This window comes from Paenibacillus riograndensis SBR5 (genome assembly GCF_000981585.1).
In the GTDB taxonomy this organism is placed as follows: domain Bacteria; phylum Bacillota; class Bacilli; order Paenibacillales; family Paenibacillaceae; genus Paenibacillus_AQ; species Paenibacillus_AQ riograndensis.
Genome location: NZ_LN831776.1, coordinates 66869 through 86535, shown reverse-complemented (window position 1 = coordinate 86535; position 19667 = coordinate 66869). Strand labels below are relative to the sequence as shown.

Sequence of the window (19667 nt, the reverse complement as noted above, 5' to 3'; positions counted from 1 at the left end):
ATCTGCAAAAAAAGACAGACAGGACGAAATTCGTCCTGCCTGCCCTCAAAATGTCGCTTAACTTGTACTATAGGGAGTAGTTAGGAGCTTCCTTAGTAATTTGTACGTCATGCGGGTGACTCTCGCGCAGACCGGCTCCGGTAATCCGGATAAAGGAAGTGTCGTTGCGAAGCTCCGTCAGTGTCTTGGTTCCGCAATACCCCATACCTGAACGAAGTCCGCCTAGAAGCTGATGAACCGTATCCGAAAGCGATCCTTTAAAAGCTACACGGCCTTCAATACCTTCAGGAACCAGCTTCTTATCATCATCCTGGAAATAACGGTCTTTACTGCCTTGCTTCATGGCGCTCATACTGCCCATGCCACGATAGACTTTGAATTTACGTCCCTGATAAATTTCGGATTCCCCAGGGCTTTCTTCCGTACCCGCGAACAAACTGCCCATCATGACAGCAGATGCTCCTGCAGCAATAGCCTTGGTAATCTCTCCGGAGTATTTGATTCCGCCGTCTGCGATAATAGGAATACCGTATTCACGGGCTACCGTTGCACAATCATAAATGGCTGTAATTTGAGGTACGCCAATACCGGCGATTACGCGAGTTGTACAGATCGATCCAGGTCCAATCCCAACCTTGACCACCGAAGCTCCGGCTTCAATCAGTTCACGGGTAGCTTCCCCGGTGGCTACATTGCCAGCTACAATGGTAAGATCCGGATACAGCTCGCGCAACTTGCGGACGGCATCAATGATATTGATATGATGGCCATGTGCAGAGTCTACAGTAATAAGGTCGACCCCGGCTTTTATCAAAGCTTCTGTCCGTTCGAACGTATCCTTGGATATTCCAATTGCTGCGCCTACGAGCAGCCGGCCCTGCGCATCCTTAGCACCATTCGGGAATTGGATGGCCTTCTCGATATCTTTTATAGTAATCAGACCCTTAAGAATGTTGTTCTCATCCACCAGGGGCAGTTTCTCAATCTTATGGCGCTGCAGGATGACTTCAGCTTCCTGGAGCGTAGTGCCCACAGCAGCTGTTACCAGGTTCTCATGCGTCATGACTTCTTTGATCTGAATATTGAAGTCATGGATAAAGCGCAAATCTCTGTTGGTCAAAATACCAACCAGTTTGTTGCCTTCATCTACGATAGGCACACCGGAAATACGGTATTTACCCATCAGGACTTCAGCGTCGGATACCCAGTGGTCTGGAGTAAGCGAAAAAGGATTCGTGATAACGCCACTCTCGGAGCGCTTCACACGGTCTACCTCTTCCGCCTGCTGCTCCACGGACATATTCTTATGAATAATACCGATGCCGCCCTCACGTGCAATGGCGATTGCCATGGCTGCTTCAGTGACCGTATCCATACCCGCGCTCATCAAAGGAATGTTCAGCTTCACATTCTTGCTCAGTACCGTAGACAAATCCACTTCCTTCGGCAGCACCTCGGATTTACGCGGCACCAGCAGCACATCATCAAAAGTTAATCCTTCTTTGCCAAACTTATCTTCCCACACCTGGGTCATTCCTCCTCAAAATTGTATTTATTCTAAACGCCTGCAAACATTATAAATGAAGAAACCAGAGTTAAAGTCCATACCCGGCAGACACCGGGAAAGACTTGTAAGCTGCACGTTTTCGTATCTTCAGATAAGGTTTGAGATGCTTGTCCAAAAATATATTATTGCCATCTTAGCAAAGGGTTTTTGGCCTGTCAAGAATATTACATCAGGGAGGAGGTTATTCCGGAAACAGTTGCCGAGTAAGCGAATTCTTGGACGAAAGTCCGTTTGGAGTGGACAGTTCACAAACCAGATATAGTCCGATACGATCCCGATGCAAATCTCTTTCTCATTAGGTCAGAACTCATATTCTATTGCATTCTCTGCAGCAGATTAACCCCTAAATCAGTCGAAAAGCTCCATCAATTGCACTCTGTAACAAACAAAATCACCCTAGCGGATGAATAGCAGCACGGGGGTTACGGCCGCAGGGATTTCCCCGCCACTCCAAAATCAACGGGGGCATACTGAAGACGTGTCGCCCTATTCCTTCACGATCGATCCGCAGCCGTTGCGGACAGGAATGCCGTTATTGATAGAAGATTCGTCTATTCCGCAGGTTAACGGACTCAGATGCCTTTATTTGTCCCTTTTCCCTTTTATTCCAGACTCCATCGAACGATATAACGGCTCCTCAGTCTGTAACTGCTGAAAAAACAGGGTTTTTTACAAAATAAGGGCTCCTCAGTCTGCTTCAGTCCGCGGATCAAGCCCAATTCTCCTGCATTGCTTATATCCTCTGAAGCTTCAAAGATATCCACAGTAAAGGGAAACCCTATTTTCTTATACAATACACAAAAAAAGCCACTGTCGATTACTCAACAATGGCTTCATGTGCTTGGCGGCGTCCTACTCTCCCAGGACCCTTCGGTCCAAGTACCATCGGCGCTGGAGGGCTTAACGGTCGTGTTCGGGATGGGTACGCGTGGAACCCCTCCGCTATCGCCACCAAACGGGCACTTGCGGTGCAAATGCTTCAGGAATTTGATTGCCTGAAAACTGAATCCGAAACGAAAACTGCATTTTAGTTATTTGGATAAGCCCTCGACCGATTAGTATTGGTCAGCTCCACACGTTGCCGTGCTTCCACCTCCAACCTATCTACCTCGTCGTCTTCAAGGGGTCTTACATGCTGGGAAATCTCATCTTGAGGGGGGCTTCACGCTTAGATGCTTTCAGCGCTTATCCCGTCCGTACGTAGCTACCCAGCCATGCTCCTGGCGGAACAACTGGTGCACCAGCGGTACGTCCATCCCGGTCCTCTCGTACTAAGGACAGCTCCTCTCAAATTTCCTACGCCCACGACAGATAGGGACCGAACTGTCTCACGACGTTCTGAACCCAGCTCGCGTACCGCTTTAATGGGCGAACAGCCCAACCCTTGGGACCTACTTCAGCCCCAGGATGCGATGAGCCGACATCGAGGTGCCAAACCTCCCCGTCGATGTGGACTCTTGGGGGAGATAAGCCTGTTATCCCCAGGGTAGCTTTTATCCGTTGAGCGATGGCCCTTCCATGCGGTACCACCGGATCACTAAGTCCGACTTTCGTCCCTGCTCGACTTGTTGGTCTCGCAGTCAAGCTCCCTTCTGCCTTTGCACTCTTCGAATGATTTCCAACCATTCTGAGGGAACCTTTGAACGCCTCCGTTACTCTTTAGGAGGCGACCGCCCCAGTCAAACTGCCCGCCTGACACGGTCCCCGTACCCGTTTAGGGTACCAGGTTAGAACCTAGATACGATCAGGGTGGTATCCCAACGGCGCCTCCACCGAAGCTTGCGCTCCGGCTTCTACGGCTCCCACCTATCCTGTACAGATCGTACCCAAATTCAATATCAAGCTGCAGTAAAGCTCCATGGGGTCTTTCCGTCTTGTCGCGGGTAACCTGCATCTTCACAGGTATTAAAATTTCACCGGATCTCTCGTTGAGACAGCGCCCAAGTCGTTACGCCATTCGTGCGGGTCAGAATTTACCTGACAAGGAATTTCGCTACCTTAGGACCGTTATAGTTACGGCCGCCGTTTACTGGGGCTTCGGTTCACAGCTTCGGAGTTGCCTCCTAACCGCTCCCCTTAACCTTCCAGCACCGGGCAGGCGTCAGCCCGTATACTTCGCCTTGCGGCTTCGCACAGACCTGTGTTTTTGCTAAACAGTCGCTTGGGCCTTTTCACTGCGGCCCCCTCGGGCTATTCACCCTACCGAGGCACCCCTTCTCCCGAAGTTACGGGGTCATTTTGCCGAGTTCCTTAACGAGAGTTCTTCCGCGCGCCTTAGAATTCTCTTCTCGCCTACCTGTGTCGGTTTGCGGTACGGGCACCTTCTCCTGGCTAGAGGCTTTTCTTGGCAGTGTGAGATCATGACCTTCGCTACTGTAATTTTCGCTCCCCATCACAGCCCAGCCTTACGGTGTGCGGATTTGCCTACACACCAGCCTCACTGCTTGGACGGACATCCATCAGTCCGCGTCACTACCCTCCTGCGTCACCCCATCGCTCGTAGCGGATTACGGTGGTACAGTAATTTCAAACTGTTGTCCTTCGACTACGCCTGTCGGCCTCGCCTTAGGTCCCGACTTACCCTGAGCGGACGAGCCTTCCTCAGGAAACCTTGGGCTTTCGGCGGATCAGATTCTCACTGATCTTTTCGTTACTCATACCGGCATTCTCACTTGTGTAATGTCCAGCTGTCCTTCCGGTCAACCTTCAACCCTTACACAACGCTCCCCTACCCCTGATGCAAAGCATCAAGCCATAGCTTCGGTGGTGTGTTTAGCCCCGTTACATTTTCGGCGCAGAGTCACTCGACCAGTGAGCTATTACGCACTCTTTCAATGGTGGCTGCTTCTAAGCCAACATCCTGGTTGTCTGTGCAACTCCACATCCTTTCCCACTTAACACACACTTGGGGACCTTAGCTGATGGTCTGGGCTGTTTCCCTTTTGACAATGGATCTTAGCACTCACTGTCTGACTCCCGGCAAGAAGTCCATGGCATTCGGAGTTTGACTGAGCTTGGTAACCCTTGCGGGCCCCGCACCCAATCAGTGCTCTACCTCCACGACTCCATTCACCGAGGCTAGCCCTAAAGCTATTTCGGGGAGAACCAGCTATCTCCGAGTTCGATTGGAATTTCTCCGCTACCCCCACCTCATCCCCGCACTTTTCAACGTACGTGGGTTCGGGCCTCCAGTGCGTGTTACCGCACCTTCACCCTGGACAGGGGTAGATCACACGGTTTCGGGTCTACGTCCACATACTCAGTCGCCCTATTCAGACTCGCTTTCGCTGCGGCTCCGGCTTCTCACCTTAACCTTGCATGTTAAACGTAACTCGCCGGTTCATTCTACAAAAGGCACGCCATCATCCATATAGAGGACTCTGACTTCTTGTAAGCACACGGTTTCAGGTTCTCTTTCACTCCCCTTCCGGGGTGCTTTTCACCTTTCCCTCACGGTACTGTTTCACTATCGGTCGCCAGGTAGTATTTAGCCTTAGCAGATGGTCCTGCCGGATTCATACGGGGTTTCACGTGCCCCGCACTACTCGGGATCCGTCTCGGAGAGAAAGCTATTTGAGCTACAGGGCTTTTACCTCTATCGCGGGCCTTTCCAGACCTCTTCGCCTATAACTTTCCTTTGTAACTCCATGTGAGACGTCCCACAACCCCAAGGAGCAAGCTCCTTGGTTTAGGCTGTTCCGCGTTCGCTCGCCGCTACTGACGGAATCACTATTGTTTTCTCTTCCTCAGGGTACTTAGATGTTTCAGTTCCCCTGGTCTGCCTCTTCATACCCTATGTATTCAGGTATGAGTGACTGCGAATTACCACAGCCGGGTTTCCCCATTCGGACACCCCCGGATCAAAGCTTGCTTACAGCTCCCCGAGGCAGTTTCGTTGTTCGCCACGTCCTTCGTCGGCTCCTGGCGCCTAGGCATCCTCCGTGTGCTCTTATTAGCTTAACCATTGCGTTTTCCCGTAGGGAAAATCGCTAGCATCACTAAAATATTGAAACTTGCTTACACAAGTTCAGCTTAAAGGAATGTTCTAAAACGCATTTTCGTTTCGGTATCCAGTTTTCAAGGATCAAGTGTTTCCGGATTTAACTCCGGAAGAAGATCATATCATGTTTCCGAGCTGCTTGGCTACAAGCAAGTTCTGGAAACCAATATGTCCTTTGAGAGTTTAAACTCTCAAAACTGAGCAACGAGTGAGTAACAGGCCTAAACCTGAGTTTTGGAAGCAAAGCTTCCGATTTGAATGTTCTCATTGCAGAGAACGATTCTCCATAGAAAGGAGGTGATCCAGCCGCACCTTCCGATACGGCTACCTTGTTACGACTTCACCCCAATCATCTACCCCACCTTCGGCGGCTGGCCCCCTTGCGGGTTACCCCACCGACTTCGGGTGTTGTAAACTCTCGTGGTGTGACGGGCGGTGTGTACAAGACCCGGGAACGTATTCACCGCGGCATGCTGATCCGCGATTACTAGCAATTCCGACTTCATGCAGGCGAGTTGCAGCCTGCAATCCGAACTGAGACCGGCTTTGCTGGGATTGGCTCCACCTCGCGGCTTCGCTTCCCGTTGTACCGGCCATTGTAGTACGTGTGTAGCCCAGGTCATAAGGGGCATGATGATTTGACGTCATCCCCACCTTCCTCCGGTTTGTCACCGGCAGTCACTCTAGAGTGCCCAGCCTTACCTGCTGGCAACTAAAGTCAAGGGTTGCGCTCGTTGCGGGACTTAACCCAACATCTCACGACACGAGCTGACGACAACCATGCACCACCTGTCTCAACTTTCCCCGAAGGGCACCTAATGCATCTCTGCTTCGTTAGTTGGATGTCAAGACCTGGTAAGGTTCTTCGCGTTGCTTCGAATTAAACCACATACTCCACTGCTTGTGCGGGTCCCCGTCAATTCCTTTGAGTTTCAGTCTTGCGACCGTACTCCCCAGGCGGAGTGCTTACTGTGTTAACTTCGGCACCAAGGGTATCGAAACCCCTAACACCTAGCACTCATCGTTTACGGCGTGGACTACCAGGGTATCTAATCCTGTTTGCTCCCCACGCTTTCGCGCCTCAGCGTCAGTTACAGCCCAGAAAGTCGCCTTCGCCACTGGTGTTCCTCCACATCTCTACGCATTTCACCGCTACACGTGGAATTCCACTTTCCTCTTCTGTACTCAAGCTGCCCAGTTTCCAGTGCGACCCCAGGTTGAGCCCAAGGTTTAAACACCAGACTTAAGCAGCCGCCTGCGCGCGCTTTACGCCCAATAATTCCGGACAACGCTTGCCCCCTACGTATTACCGCGGCTGCTGGCACGTAGTTAGCCGGGGCTTTCTTCTCAGGTACCGTCACTCCGGTAGCAGTTACTCTACCGGACGTTCTTCCCTGGCAACAGAGCTTTACGATCCGAAAACCTTCATCACTCACGCGGCGTTGCTCCGTCAGGCTTTCGCCCATTGCGGAAGATTCCCTACTGCTGCCTCCCGTAGGAGTCTGGGCCGTGTCTCAGTCCCAGTGTGGCCGTTCACCCTCTCAGGTCGGCTACGCATCGTCGCCTTGGTAGGCCGTTACCCCACCAACTAGCTAATGCGCCGCAGGCCCATCCTTTAGTAGCAGATTGCTCCGCCTTTCATCCCAAACCCAGGAGGGTCAAGGAATTATCCGGTATTAGCTACCGTTTCCGGTAGTTATCCCAGTCTAGAGGGTAGGTTGCCTACGTGTTACTCACCCGTCCGCCGCTAAGCTTACCCCGAAGGATAAACTCCGCTCGACTTGCATGTATTAGGCACGCCGCCAGCGTTCGTCCTGAGCCAGGATCAAACTCTCCAATTGGTATTGAAAAGAGCGATAGCTCATTTTGAAACATCTGACGAGAATTTGCATTCTCTGATGAAATTTCAAAAGCGTGAAACACGCTGTGAAACTCATCTGTTTTGGATCTCACTTGCGTGAAATCCCACTCACTCGTTGTTCAGTTTTCAAAGATCAAACTCGTTGTAGGCGATGATTATCTCGTCACCAGCAACTCTTATAATATATCACGTTCGGCCGATTAATGCAAGCTCTTTTTTAATTTCTTTTCGAGCTCGGCGTTTAACTTTCATGGCCGGAATAAGAATATACCATGTACAGAGATTCATTGCAAGCATTATTTTTCAATTCACAACGCCTAAGGAAGCTGCATCCTCGCAGCCCCCTCAGGATCATGAAGACAGCCTTGGCAATTACTCCATACGGTTGCGCATATGCGGGAACAGCAGCACATCACGGATCGATGCAGCATCGGTAAGCAGCATGATCAGCCGGTCCACACCGATTCCGAGTCCGCCTGTAGGCGGCATTCCATATTCAAGAGCACGAATGAAGTCGTCGTCCATTTCATGCGCTTCATCGTTGCCTTTTTCCTTCTCCTGAATCTGTGCCTCAAAGCGCTGACGCTGGTCGATTGGATCATTCAGCTCGCTAAACGCATTCGCATGCTCCCGGGCCACGATAAACAGCTCAAAGCGGTCCGTAAAGCGCGGGTCCTGATCGTTCTTTTTGGCGAGCGGGGAGATTTCAACCGGGTGTCCAGTAACAAAAGTCGGCTGAATCAGTGTTTCTTCTACAAATTGCTCAAAGAAGGCATTCAGGATATGTCCAAAGGTCATGTGCTTCTCAACCGGCACACGGTGTTCCTTCGCCAAACGCTGAGCTTCTTCATCCGTCATATGAACGCCAAAATCGACACCTGTCACCTCTTTGACAGCATCCACCATGGATACACGGCGCCACTGCGGGGTCAGGTCTACTTCCTGGCCTTGGTAATTAATCTTCTGTGTACCCAGAACCTCCTGGGCGATATGAGCAATCATGCTCTCGGTCAGGTGCATAATATCCTTATAGTCGGCATAAGCTTCGTACAGCTCAATCATTGTAAATTCCGGATTGTGGCGTGTTGAAATGCCTTCATTGCGGTATACGCGGCCAATTTCATACACTTTTTCCAAACCGCCCACGATGAGACGCTTCAGATGCAATTCGATCGCAATACGCATATACAGCTGCATATCGAGTGTATTATGGTGAGTAATGAACGGGCGGGCTGCAGCTCCTCCGGCGATGGCATGGAGGGTTGGCGTTTCTACCTCAAGGTAGCCAAGCGAATCCAGATAACGGCGCATCGATTGGATGATCCGTGAACGGGTAATGAAGGTCTGCTGAACCTCCGGGTTGATAATCAGATCCACATAACGCTGGCGGTAGCGCAGTTCTACATCTTTCAGGCCATGATATTTCTCGGGCAGCGGAAGCAGCGATTTGGATAGAACCTCAAGGTTATGCACCTTAATAGAGGTTTCTCCGGTTCTGGTTTTGAACACTGTACCGCGAACGCCGATAATATCCCCCAGATCAAGAACGGTAAACGCAGCATATTGCGCTTCGGAAATACTGTCCTGACGGACATAGATTTGGATCTTTCCGCTAAGGTCCTGAATGTGCGCAAAGCTGGCTTTTCCCATTACACGCTTAGCCATAATACGGCCGGCAATGCTGACTTCGAGGTTAAGCTCATCCAGTTCCTCTTTGGTCTGTCCATCATACTTGTCCATAATATCTCCGGCACCTGCCGTACGCTCATACTTCTTGCCAAATGGATCGATTCCCAGCGCACGAAGCTCGTCCAGTTTGCCGCGGCGGATGGTTAGAAGCTCACTAAGCTCTTTTTCCGTATTCTCCGCAGTGTTCATTTCCTCGGTCATGTCTTTCATCCTCTCTTACTCACTCTGTCAACTACACAAGAAGAAACGGTTCCGTCCCTATGCAAGAGGACAGCCCGTTCCCGTACAAATACAAGCTGTATGTGTTTGTGAAAAAAGCTTCCCTAAGGAAGCTTTCTTGACTTATTCCTTATCGGTACCTATTACTTCATTCTAATATCAAGAATTTTATATTGAATGACGCCTGCAGGAACACTAACATCAACAATGGTGCCAACCTTTTTACCAATAATGGCCCGGCCTACCGGACTTTCGTTCGAAATCTTATTATTAAGCGGATCGGATTCGGCGGTACCCACAATCGTATATTCCATCACGTCGCCATATTCCAAATCCTCGACGCTTACGGTAACCCCAATGCTCACCACATCGGTAACGATTTCGTCGCTGTTGATGATACGCGCATTACGGAGCATTTTTTCCAATGTAATAATACGGCCTTCAATAAAAGCCTGCTCGTTCTTTGCGTCTTCGTATTCCGAGTTCTCACTAATATCCCCGTAGCCAATCGCTACTTTGATCCGTTCAGCGACCTCACGGCGTTTTACGGATTTGAGGGTCTCCAGTTCTTCTTCCAGACGCTTAAGTCCGTCCGGTGTAAGGATGACTTCTTTATCGCTCATCTCAACCGATTCTCCTGTCGTATACATTTATTGAAAACACCATACTATATGCGAAGCTGGAGGGATCAGAACCCTCCTTCTGCATTGCCACTGCTGTAACGGCGATTTTATACTGTGAAATTATATTGGAACCGCTACAAAATGTCAATGATGCCCCATATAATGTTCGTGTGTTACGCAAAAAGACAGGAGTTTCTGGATTTAAACCGCAGTCAGCGAGGGATTGAGGCCTTCCTGCTCTTCCTCTTCTTTAAGCTGTGTGACAAATTGGTTCAATATCCGCACCATTTCATCGCGCTTGGTTTCTTCCATAATGACATCCTTCACACGGGCAGCGGCCTTCATGCCTTTCAGATACCAGGCCATATGTTTGCGCATTTCCCGGACAGCGACTGCTTCGCCCTTCAGACTGATGAGACGGTCCATATGAAGAATGGCTACTTTGATCTTTTCCTCCGGACCAGGCTCAGGCATCAGCTCACCTGTGTTCAGGTACTGAATGGTACGGTACAGCATCCATGGGTTGCCCAACGCCCCGCGTCCAATCATGACACCGTCGCAGCCGGTCTGATCGAGCATCGCCCGCGCATCCTCCGGCGTATTTACATCCCCATTGCCGATAACCGGAATTGAAACCGCCTCTTTGGCCATACGGATGTACTTCCAATCGGCATGACCGGTGTAGAGCTGCTCACGGGTCCGCCCATGAACACTCACGGCCTGGCCACCGGCACGTTCAACGGCACGCGCATTGTCCTCGACAAAAATATGCTCACTGTCCCAGCCAATCCGCATTTTTACCGTTACCGGCTTATCTACGGCGTCCACGACTGCGGATACCATCTCGTAGATTTTGTCGGGATTCAGCAGCCAGCGCGCTCCCGCATCGCATTTGGTCACTTTGGGTACAGGGCAGCCCATATTAATGTCGATAATATCGGCATTCGTTTCTTTATCAACGACCTTAGCCGCTTCAACCAGGGACTTCCGGTCACCGCCAAATATTTGGAGGCTCAGCGGCTTCTCCCGCTCATCCACAAACAGCATCTCGCGCGTACGCAGATTGCCGTGCAGAATCGCCTTATCACTGACCATTTCGGCGCAGACCAGGCCGGTTCCAAATTCTTTGGCAATTAGACGAAATGCCGGATTGCACACGCCGGCCATAGGCGCAAGCACGACCTGGTTCTTCATCTCAATGCCGCCAATCTTCAGCATGTTGCATTCACTTCCTTAATTGGTTTGTTGGATCTATGATAACGTCCCTCAGGTAGAGGGGTTGGCCAATTCGTCGACGGCAATTCCAAGAACGTCCGCAATTTTATTTAAAATTTGATCTTCCAAACGTCTGTTGCCCCTTTCCACTGCGCCAAGCACAGCCAAGGATATTCCGACAGAATCCGCCAGTTCCTGCTGAGTGTATCCCTTCAGCTTCCGGAATGCTCTGACCCGCCGTCCCATACGTTTGTTGTCCACAAGCGAATTCCTTCCCTTCCGTCAATGTCTTGTAGCGCTGCTGTTATAAACTGCCGGAGTCCGGAAGACTCTTCTTTTTGTGGTACGACATCATTCAGTGGAATAAGCACAAATGCCCGCTCCAGCATCCGGGGATGCGGCAGCGTCAGATCGGGCGTATCGAAGCTCTGGTTCTCCACCCACAACAAATCCAAATCAACCGTTCTCGGTCCATAGCGGACATCCCGGACACGGCCCAGCTGACTTTCGATGTCCAGCATCTCGTGAAGCAGCGCCTCCGGTGCAAGGGTTGTGCGGAGGACTGCCGCCATATTCAAAAACTGCGGCTGGTCCAGATAACCGACAGGCTCCGTTTCGTACACACTTGAACAGCGGACCACTTCAATCCCGGCATGCTGATTCAGCCTGTTCAATGCTTCCTTCAGGGTTCCCTCACGGTCGCCCAAATTAGCCCCTAAAGCAATATAAGCCTCTGATGCCTCAGAGGTAGAATGTATGGTCATTACAGAGTTCTCACTTTCTGGTTCTGTGCAGTTCTACGGTCACTCCCTGAAAGTGAATGTCGAACGGCGGATGCGGCTTGGTCACCTTCACCGTTACTGCATTGATAACAGTATAAGTGTCCAGTAACGAGGATGCAATATATTCAGCCAATGCTTCTATGAGTTTAAATGATTTTGTTTCGACAATCTTTTTGACAAGGAAATGTACTTCGGCATAATTTACGGTAAGCGTAAGATCATCACTGCGGCCAGCAGCCTGCAGATCAAGCTCAAGCTCCAGGTCAACGTAAAAGCGCTGGCCAAGCTTGCGCTCCTCTTCAAACACTCCGTGGTAACCATAGTACTCCATACGGTGCAGTGTCATTTTATCCATGCGGGTTCCCTGCCTTCTGATATCTGATTTTCGCTCCGGTGGTTCATCGATTATTCAAGCGCCAAGGGCGCCGCAGCATAAAGCATGGCATCGCACATCTGCACAGTCCGCTTAATTCTGGCTACATCGTGTACCCGCACGATTTGGCACCCTTGGGCAATTCCGAATGCCACGGTAGCGGCCGTGCCTTCAACCACATCATCCGGCGGGAGATCCAGTACGGTGCGAATGAATTTTTTGCGGGAGGTGGCCAGCAGCAGCGGATATCCAAGCTCTGTCAGACGGTCCAAATTCATCATGGTCTGAAGGTTCTCTGCATAGTCCTTGGCAAAACCGATTCCGGGATCAAGAATAATGTTCTCCCGCTTCACTCCCGCAGCCAATGCCTGCTTCACGCTGTCCCCAAGATCGGCACACATGTCACTGACCAGCTCCCGGTAATTACGTTCACGGCGGTTGTGCATTAAAATAACCGGACAGCCCGCTTCCGCAGCTACTGGTGCCATATCCGGGTCAGCTTTGGCGCCCCACACATCGTTAATAATGTGAGCACCTGCTTGAATGGCCCGGCGGGCCACTTCTGCCTTATAGGTGTCGATGGATAAAACCAGTTGGGGAGCTGCACGGTGAATACTCTCAATGACCGGCAGCACGCGGGCCAGTTCTTCTTCCAGACCTACCGGCTGATGGCCGGGCCGCGTTGATTCACCGCCAATATCAATAATATCGGCACCCTCTTCCGCCATTTGCAGCGCATGTTCGACGGCCTTTTCCGGTTCAGCCCACAATCCCCCATCAGAAAAAGAATCAGGGGTGACGTTCAGGATGCCCATAATCAGCGTTCGTTCACCCAGCGCCAGCTCTGCGGCCCCCAGGCGGTAATTCCGTTTGTATATCAAGGGTCTCATTCCGGTAATCCCGTCCTTTCCCTATATGCTTCCAGCAACAACGCCGTAATTCTTCCGCAGCATCCGCCGCTGACGGTCTGCCGCTCATTTGCACGCCATAGTGTTGTAACCGGAACAATCTCCTGCACCGAATTGGTAAGGAAAATCTCATCCGCTTCTGCAAGCTGTTCCCACCGGTACATACCTGCTTCCATCCGGATTCCAGCAGCCAGTGCCAGCTCCAAAACCATTTCCCGGGTAATTCCCGGCAGAATGCCTGCTGCGATGTCCGGGGTATAGAGCACATTATCGGTAATGAAAAAAATATTGCTGACAATGCCCTCGGCAACCATGCCTTGGGCGGTCAGCATTAGTCCTTCCGCACCGTATGCCGCTGAGGCATAACCTGCCAGTTCACGCTTTGCGAGTATATTGTTCATGTAGTGCAGCGACTTCAAGCGCACCGGCCCCTCCGGTGTATTCCGCGGCAGGTTCAACAGCTGCAGCCCCTTGCCTTCCCGGTAGAGACTGTCCGGCAGATGCGGCAGCTCTTTGATGTAGAGCAGATGGTTAGGCTGGCTGTAGTCTCCGGCAGGCAGTCCCAAAATATCTTTACCGGCTGTTACGGTGTAACGGATATAGGCATCCTGTAATTCATTTTTGCCCATTACCTGCTGAATCCAGTCACGCAGCCGGACCGCGTCTCCATCAAAAGGAATTCCGAGCTGCCTGCAGCCCTCCGCCAGCCTGTCCAAGTGCCGCTGCAGCAGAAACGGTTCACCTTTATACGTGCGAAAAGTCTCAAATAGGCCCATACCGTACAAAAAGCCGTGATCCAGAGCGGAAATCACGGCATTTTTGGCATCCACTACCTGGTGGTTGAATCCAATATAATTCATACCGGCTCTCCGGCTCTCCGTTTCAGGAAATTGCGCAGCATGGTATGCCCATGATTCGTAATAATCGATTCGGGATGGAACTGCACGCCTTCAATCGGATACTCCTTATGGCGCAGCGCCATAATTTCGCCTTCAGCCGTTTCCGCTGTGATCTCCAGGCAGTCAGGCAGAGTTTCACGCTCCACGATCAGTGAATGATAGCGGGTCGCGGTGAATGGAGACTCCAGTCCTTCGAATACGGAGGTGCCGTTATGGTGGATCGGCGAGGTTTTGCCATGCATCAGGCGCTCCGCCCGGATGACATTGCCGCCAAAAGCCTGTCCAATGGCTTGATGGCCCAGGCAGACGCCAAAGATCGGGATGATTCCCTTGAAATGCTGAATCAGCGCAAGGCTTATCCCCGCTTCATTCGGTGTGCAGGGACCTGGAGAAATCAGAATATGATCCGGTGCAAACGCCTCAATCTCCTCAATGGTAATCTCATCGTTGCGGGATACCCGGACTTCCTCCCCAAGCTCCCCCAGATACTGCACCAGGTTGTACGTAAAGGAATCATAATTATCGATAACCAAGATCATACTGTTGCTCCTCCTTCGGCGCCGCCGGCAGCACGTGATCCCTGCTGGTATTCGCTGCAGAGAACCGCCTTCACTACGGCTTTGGCTTTATTGTGGCATTCCCTGTATTCCCGGTACGGGTCAGAATCAATTACAATGCCCGCACCTGTCTGGATATAGCCTATCCCGTCCTTCACCGCCAGTGTTCGTATAATAATATTTAATTCCATATTGCCGTTATAGTCAATCCAGCCCATCGAACCCGTATATGGACCGCGCCGTACGGGCTCCAGCTCCTCGATGATCTCCATGGTGCGCACCTTGGGCGCACCGGTGATGGTGCCGCCGGGGAACAAGGCGGCCATAACATCGTAAGCGCCCTTGCCGGGCGCGACGGTGCCCTCCACCTGCGATACGAGATGCATGACATGCGAGTATCGCTCCACGGTCAGCAGCTCCGGCACGCTGACCGTCCCATATGCAGCGACACGGCCGATGTCGTTGCGCTCCAGATCGACAAGCATAATATGCTCGGCGATCTCCTTCTCGCTCCCGCGCAGCTCCGCCTCCATGGCGGCGTCCTCCGCGGGAGTCAGCCCCCGGCGCCGGGTGCCGGCAATGGGGCGGGCGCTGACCTTGTCCCCGTGCAGCCTGACGAGCAGCTCGGGCGAAGCGCTAGCGAGGGCGAAGCGGGGCGAGCGCAGCAGCCCCATGTACGGGGACGGGTTGAGCTTGCGCAGCCATTCATACACATCCTCCGGCGAGGAATTCAGCTGGGCCTCCTGGCGCAGCGACAGGTTCACCTGGAATACATCTCCTTGGCGGATGTATTCCTGGACCTCGCGGACCGCCTGCTGAAATTGCTCAGGCGGGAAGGCGGTAGTCATGCCCGGCCATTCGCCGGAGACACCGGCATGGGCTTCTATTGCAGCAGCCCCCGCATCGTCCCCTGAATTCCCAGGTGCAGCAGAGATCTGCCTCCACTGCTCCAGCATCCGCTCAGCCCGCCGGGATGCCTTCTGGTACAGGTCTTTCAGTTCGGCGGGACCGGATGACTGCGCAGCAGCAGGCACAGGCACATGGACTGTGCAGTACAGCATGTCCTCCTGATGGTCATAGGTCCACAGCTCTTCCAGCCTCATAAAGAGGTAATCGGGAAACCCCGGGTCATCCTTGGCCCAAACGGGCAGCTTCTCCAGAGAACGGACCACATCATAGCTAAGGAATCCAATACACCCGCCGATAAACGGAGGCAGCTCCGTGACTTGAACCCGCGGAGAAGTGAAATCCTTCATCCAAAGCTCCAACATCTCCAAAGGATGACCTGTCCGTGAGGTTTCTAATAATGGCTCAACTGTCCCTGCAGCGTCTGACGGGAAACTATATATTTCTGCTGTCCCCGCTTTGCCTTGCAGTACAGAAACAGGATGCAAGCCAAGGTATGTGTACCGGCCGCCCTTGCCGCTCTCCAGCACCACTGAATAGGGAGAGGCCAGCTCCCAGGCCTTCATCCAGGAGGCGGGCAGTCCCCCCTTGTCCTGCGGTGTTCGTATAATAAGGGGGAGTAGGCTCCATTTTTCCTGCGCCCATTGCTCCCAGTCCTGCCACGCTGTTATGATCTCCAAAGCCATCCCCCTAAAAGTTTTGTATAGCATAAACTTCTTAGAATTCACTTCGTACAAAACTTGCTTCGGAAGCATCCGCTTTGTTTTGTATAGCGTACGCTTCTTGAAATTCACTTCGCAAAACTTGCTCCAGAAGCATCCGCTTTGTTTTGTATAGCGTACGCTTCTTGAAATTCACTTCGCAAAACTTGCTTCTAAGCATTCGCTTTGTTTTGCCTTTGCATGTGTAAAACCCATGTACTTATCCTGTGGTTTATTGCCTGTCAGTATACTGTACTTTGGACCGCTTTGAAAAGCCTGAATGATCGTTTTTCCGAAAAAAGAGCCTTCACCATCCCTGTGACAGCGGATAGGAAGGCTCTATGAATATGCGTATCAGCAATTACACTTCAAAATTGTAAAGTGGAGTGCTCAGGTAACGTTCACCGTTACTTGGGATAATTACTACGACTTTTTTGCCCGCTCCCAGCTCTTTGGCCACTTTGAGGGCTGCGAATACGGCGGCACCGGAAGAAATACCGGACAGAACGCCCTCTTCCTTCGCTACGCGGCGTGCGGTTTCGAACGCTTCGTCGTTCTCTACGTGAATAATCTCATCATAGACATTCTGATTCAGAATATCCGGAATGAAGTTTGCCCCGATCCCTTGAATCTTGTGAGGACCAGGCTTGCCGCCGGCCAGAATTGGCGATGCTGCAGGCTCTACCGCATAGATCTTCACATTAGGATATTTACTCTTCAAAACCTCACCGGCGCCTGTGATGGTTCCGCCAGTCCCTACTCCGGCGATAAAGGCATCCAGTGGTCCGCCAATGGACTCGATGGCTTCAACGATTTCCGGACCGGTGGTTTCACGGTGGATCTTAACGTTGGCCTTATTCTTGAATTGCTCAGCCAGGAAATAATCAGGGTTCTCGCTCAAGATTTGCTCAGCCTTCTTAACCGCACCGTTCATACCTTCCGATCCCGGAGTAAGCACCAGCTCCGCACCGTAAGCGCGCAGCAGATTGCGGCGTTCAAGGCTCATCGTTTCAGGCATAACAATAACCGCTTTATAGCCTTTGGCCGCAGCAACAAGTGCCAGCCCGATACCGGTGTTCCCGCTGGTAGCTTCGACAATCGTGCCGCCCGGCTTCAGCAGCCCTTCCTTCTCAGCCTCTTCCACGATGCTGATCGCGATGCGGTCCTTCACGCTGGAGCCCGGGTTTTGATATTCCAGCTTCAGGTAGATTTCCGCAGAACCTTCAGGAACCACCCGGTTGAGACGAACGAGCGGCGTGCCTCCAATCAAATCTGTTACACTGTTGACGACTTTAGCCATGAGTGAAAACCTCCTTGGAATGATAAATGAATGGGTGCGTAACTTGTGACAATAGTCTCCAGCATAGATCTCCGGGTGTATGAAAAAAACGGCTAGGTCTGCACCAGGACATTCAACACCGCAGCACCAAGTTATAGCGCTGGACAGCGGAATTGGACCATCCGCCGTTACTTATTTCCGACTAATTCAGTAGGTTTTACATTTAAGACCATATTATCAATCTTGCAGGCTGTTGTCAATATATATCGCCGTATCATATTTAGCGCGCAATTCATTTTCCACCTGCTGAAGCGGCGGGGCTTTCTCCAATGCAAGCTCTTCCCGCACCTGCTGCCTGATTTCTGCCTGATTCTGCTTCCGGGGCACTATGGCTTTCTCCAGCCGGATCACCGCATAAGCATCCCGGGCCTGCAGCGGACCTGCAATATCACCCGCCTCCAGGCCTGCAGCAGTCTGCAGGAGATCCTCCGGCCAGAACGGGTCATCCTCTTCCACTATACCAATACTGCCTCCATGCAGGCGGCTCTCCTCGTCGATAGACAGCTCTGTGGCCAGCGCCGCAAAATCCTCACCCTGCTCCAGGCGGTCCATTACCTTCTCTGCTTCTTCGTAGGTGTGTACCTTAATCATGGAGAGCTGCATTTCCTTCTTGGGAGTGAACCGCCCGGCATTTTGCGCTAAATAATCATCGATTTCGCTCTCACTAATGGTAATCCCTGCTGTAGCTATCGCTTGAAGGGTGAGACGGTAGGCCGCCTCCTCACGCACTTCCTCGCGCGAAAGCCCCAGCTCGGACTCCATCTGTTCGTAATACTGCTGTTCAGAGCCATAGCCGGCTATACTGCTCTGCAGTTCCTTCTCAATCTCCTTATCGGTCACGGTAATCCCTAGTGCCTTGGCCTCTTTGCTGACCACAATATGGTTAAGCAGCGTAAGCAGTACTTCATCGCCATGCTTTTTTTTGAGTTCACTTATCCATTGCTGATCTGTTACCGGCTGATCCCCCGCCCTGGCAATGTCCGAGGACTCCCCCTCTGCGGCTTCTCCCTTGAGAATAGCCATGGCCCGCAGACTCCAGAACAATAGACCCCCGAGCATTAATGTTGCGATCGCCAAAAGAATAACGGCATTGCGCAGCAGGCGCTCCTGTCTTGTCATCATCTCATGGCCCTACGATTTCGCTTGATCCAGGATAACCTGCAATTCATCTTTATTAAATACATAAGCCTCGTTGCAAAAATGGCATACCACTTCAACCTGATCATCTTCTTCAATCAACCGCTCCAGCTCATGCTGGCCCAGACTGACCAGTGTCTGCTCTACTCTTTCACGGGAGCACTGGCAGACAAAGCTGATATCCAGTCCATCCATGATGACCACATCGGGAAGCAGCCAGCGGAGCATCTCTTCCGGTTCAAGTCCCTGGTCCAGCACAGCCGTAACAGAAGGCATTGCGCCTACTGCCCGTTCGATCTCCGTAATTTCATCATCGCTAAGACCCGGAAGAAGCTGTACAATGAACCCTCCAGCCACCTTCACAGAGTTATCCGTTTCAACCAATACTCCAAGCCCTACAGCGGCCGGAGTCTGCTCAGATACAGCAAAGTAATACGTAAAATCTTCGCCAAGCTCTCCCGAAACAATTGGCACACTGCCGCGGTAAGGCTCCTTTAAGCCTAAATCCTTGCTGATATCGATGAACCCTTCCGTTCCCACAGCCCCGGCGACATCCAGCTTGCCAAGACTATTGCTGGGGAGATGAACATGAGGATTCTGTACATACCCGCGCACTTCTCCGAGGGCATTTGATTCCGCTGTAATTTGTCCGAGCGGCCCGTTTCCTTTGACCATTATGGCCAGCTTTTCCTCACCCTTGAGCATTGCACCCATCATCGCAGCAGCGGTAACGGTTCGTCCCAGTGCAGCCGTAGCTGTTGGGTACGTATCATGCCTGCGCCGTAATTCGTCGACCAGCGCCGTGGTACGGACTGCAAATGCTCTTACTTTGCCGTTCATCGCGGTTCCCCGGACCAGCCGGTCCTTCTTGTTATCCATTGGGTGCGTACT

Annotated in this window: 14 protein-coding genes and 3 rRNA genes; all 17 read right to left on the bottom strand. The window is 51.8% G+C overall.

Annotated features, from left to right (window positions below; translation table 11 throughout):
* Positions 1 to 67 precede the first annotated feature (67 nt).
* The 17 genes from guaB to hslO all read right to left on the bottom strand — a co-directional run bounded on the left by guaB (position 68) and on the right by hslO (position 19655).
* On the bottom strand, positions 68 to 1525 hold the full coding sequence (gene guaB / locus PRIO_RS00395; RefSeq protein ID WP_039785434.1) for an IMP dehydrogenase: 1458 nt from the start codon (positions 1523 to 1525) through the stop codon (positions 68 to 70).
* 881 nt (positions 1526 to 2406) lie between these two features.
* Positions 2407 to 2523 (bottom strand): 5S ribosomal RNA (gene rrf / locus PRIO_RS00390).
* A 79-nt stretch (positions 2524 to 2602) separates the two neighbouring features.
* Positions 2603 to 5530 (bottom strand): 23S ribosomal RNA (locus PRIO_RS00385).
* 327 nt (positions 5531 to 5857) lie between these two features.
* Positions 5858 to 7408 (bottom strand): 16S ribosomal RNA (locus PRIO_RS00380).
* The 16S, 23S and 5S rRNA genes sit together here, the layout of an rRNA operon.
* 392 nt (positions 7409 to 7800) lie before the next feature.
* Complete coding sequence (gene lysS / locus PRIO_RS00375; protein ID WP_020425625.1) at positions 7801 to 9318, bottom strand: lysine--tRNA ligase; 1518 nt, start codon at positions 9316 to 9318, stop codon at positions 7801 to 7803.
* Positions 9319 to 9479: 161 nt separating this feature from the next.
* Positions 9480 to 9959, bottom strand: coding sequence for a transcription elongation factor GreA (greA, locus tag PRIO_RS00370; RefSeq protein ID WP_020425624.1), 480 nt, complete (start codon positions 9957 to 9959; stop codon positions 9480 to 9482).
* A 201-nt stretch (positions 9960 to 10160) separates the two neighbouring features.
* Positions 10161 to 11177 carry a tRNA dihydrouridine synthase DusB gene (dusB, locus tag PRIO_RS00365; protein WP_020425623.1) on the bottom strand — a complete coding sequence of 339 codons (1017 nt, stop codon included), beginning with the start codon at positions 11175 to 11177 and terminating at the stop codon, positions 10161 to 10163.
* A 48-nt stretch (positions 11178 to 11225) separates the two neighbouring features.
* Positions 11226 to 11435 (bottom strand): helix-turn-helix domain-containing protein, encoded by a 210-nt coding sequence (locus PRIO_RS00360; RefSeq protein ID WP_039785042.1) that lies wholly within the window; start codon positions 11433 to 11435, stop codon positions 11226 to 11228.
* A complete protein-coding gene (gene folK, locus PRIO_RS00355) occupies positions 11387 to 11938 on the bottom strand; it encodes a 2-amino-4-hydroxy-6-hydroxymethyldihydropteridine diphosphokinase (protein WP_020425621.1) in 552 nt (183 codons plus the stop codon). The genes PRIO_RS00360 and folK overlap by 49 nt, the downstream gene beginning before the upstream one ends.
* Positions 11939 to 11948: 10 nt before the next feature.
* Positions 11949 to 12311, bottom strand: coding sequence for a dihydroneopterin aldolase (gene folB / locus PRIO_RS00350; RefSeq protein WP_020425620.1), 363 nt, complete (start codon positions 12309 to 12311; stop codon positions 11949 to 11951).
* 50 nt (positions 12312 to 12361) lie between these two features.
* Positions 12362 to 13219, bottom strand: a complete 858-nt coding sequence (gene folP / locus PRIO_RS00345; RefSeq protein WP_020425619.1) for a dihydropteroate synthase — start codon at positions 13217 to 13219, stop codon at positions 12362 to 12364.
* Complete coding sequence (locus tag PRIO_RS00340; RefSeq protein ID WP_046500811.1) at positions 13216 to 14097, bottom strand: aminotransferase class IV; 882 nt, start codon at positions 14095 to 14097, stop codon at positions 13216 to 13218. Before PRIO_RS00340 ends, folP begins: the two co-directional genes overlap by 4 nt.
* Complete coding sequence (pabA, locus tag PRIO_RS00335; protein WP_020426066.1) at positions 14094 to 14675, bottom strand: aminodeoxychorismate/anthranilate synthase component II; 582 nt, start codon at positions 14673 to 14675, stop codon at positions 14094 to 14096. The genes PRIO_RS00340 and pabA overlap by 4 nt, the downstream gene beginning before the upstream one ends.
* Positions 14672 to 16279: an anthranilate synthase component I family protein gene (locus PRIO_RS00330; protein ID WP_231869798.1), complete on the bottom strand. Its 1608-nt coding sequence runs from the start codon at positions 16277 to 16279 to the stop codon at positions 14672 to 14674. The genes pabA and PRIO_RS00330 overlap by 4 nt, the downstream gene beginning before the upstream one ends.
* Before the next feature lie 382 nt (positions 16280 to 16661).
* A complete protein-coding gene (gene cysK, locus PRIO_RS00325) occupies positions 16662 to 17600 on the bottom strand; it encodes a cysteine synthase A (RefSeq protein WP_020426064.1) in 939 nt (312 codons plus the stop codon).
* A gap of 216 nt (positions 17601 to 17816) precedes the next feature.
* Complete coding sequence (locus PRIO_RS00320; protein ID WP_020426063.1) at positions 17817 to 18761, bottom strand: peptidylprolyl isomerase; 945 nt, start codon at positions 18759 to 18761, stop codon at positions 17817 to 17819.
* 9 nt (positions 18762 to 18770) lie between these two features.
* Complete coding sequence (gene hslO, locus PRIO_RS00315) at positions 18771 to 19655, bottom strand: Hsp33 family molecular chaperone HslO (protein WP_046500809.1); 885 nt, start codon at positions 19653 to 19655, stop codon at positions 18771 to 18773.
* Positions 19656 to 19667 lie beyond the last annotated feature (12 nt).

Bases quoted from the DNA above. Each gene is read 5' to 3' on its own strand.
- lysS (WP_020425625.1), bottom strand. From the start codon at position 9,318: ATGACCGAGGAAATGAACACTGCGGAGAATACGGAAAAAGAGCTTAGT.
- greA (WP_020425624.1), bottom strand. From the start codon at position 9,959: ATGAGCGATAAAGAAGTCATCCTTACACCGGACGGACTTAAGCGTCTG.
- dusB (WP_020425623.1), bottom strand. From the start codon at position 11,177: ATGCTGAAGATTGGCGGCATTGAGATGAAGAACCAGGTCGTGCTTGCG.
- folK (WP_020425621.1), bottom strand. From the start codon at position 11,938: ATGACCATACATTCTACCTCTGAGGCATCAGAGGCTTATATTGCTTTA.
- folB (WP_020425620.1), bottom strand. From the start codon at position 12,311: ATGGATAAAATGACACTGCACCGTATGGAGTACTATGGTTACCACGGA.
- folP (WP_020425619.1), bottom strand. From the start codon at position 13,219: ATGAGACCCTTGATATACAAACGGAATTACCGCCTGGGGGCCGCAGAG.
- PRIO_RS00340 (WP_046500811.1), bottom strand. From the start codon at position 14,097: ATGAATTATATTGGATTCAACCACCAGGTAGTGGATGCCAAAAATGCC.
- pabA (WP_020426066.1), bottom strand. From the start codon at position 14,675: ATGATCTTGGTTATCGATAATTATGATTCCTTTACGTACAACCTGGTG.
- cysK (WP_020426064.1), bottom strand. From the start codon at position 17,600: ATGGCTAAAGTCGTCAACAGTGTAACAGATTTGATTGGAGGCACGCCG.
- PRIO_RS00320 (WP_020426063.1), bottom strand. From the start codon at position 18,761: ATGATGACAAGACAGGAGCGCCTGCTGCGCAATGCCGTTATTCTTTTG.
- hslO (WP_046500809.1), bottom strand. From the start codon at position 19,655: ATGGATAACAAGAAGGACCGGCTGGTCCGGGGAACCGCGATGAACGGC.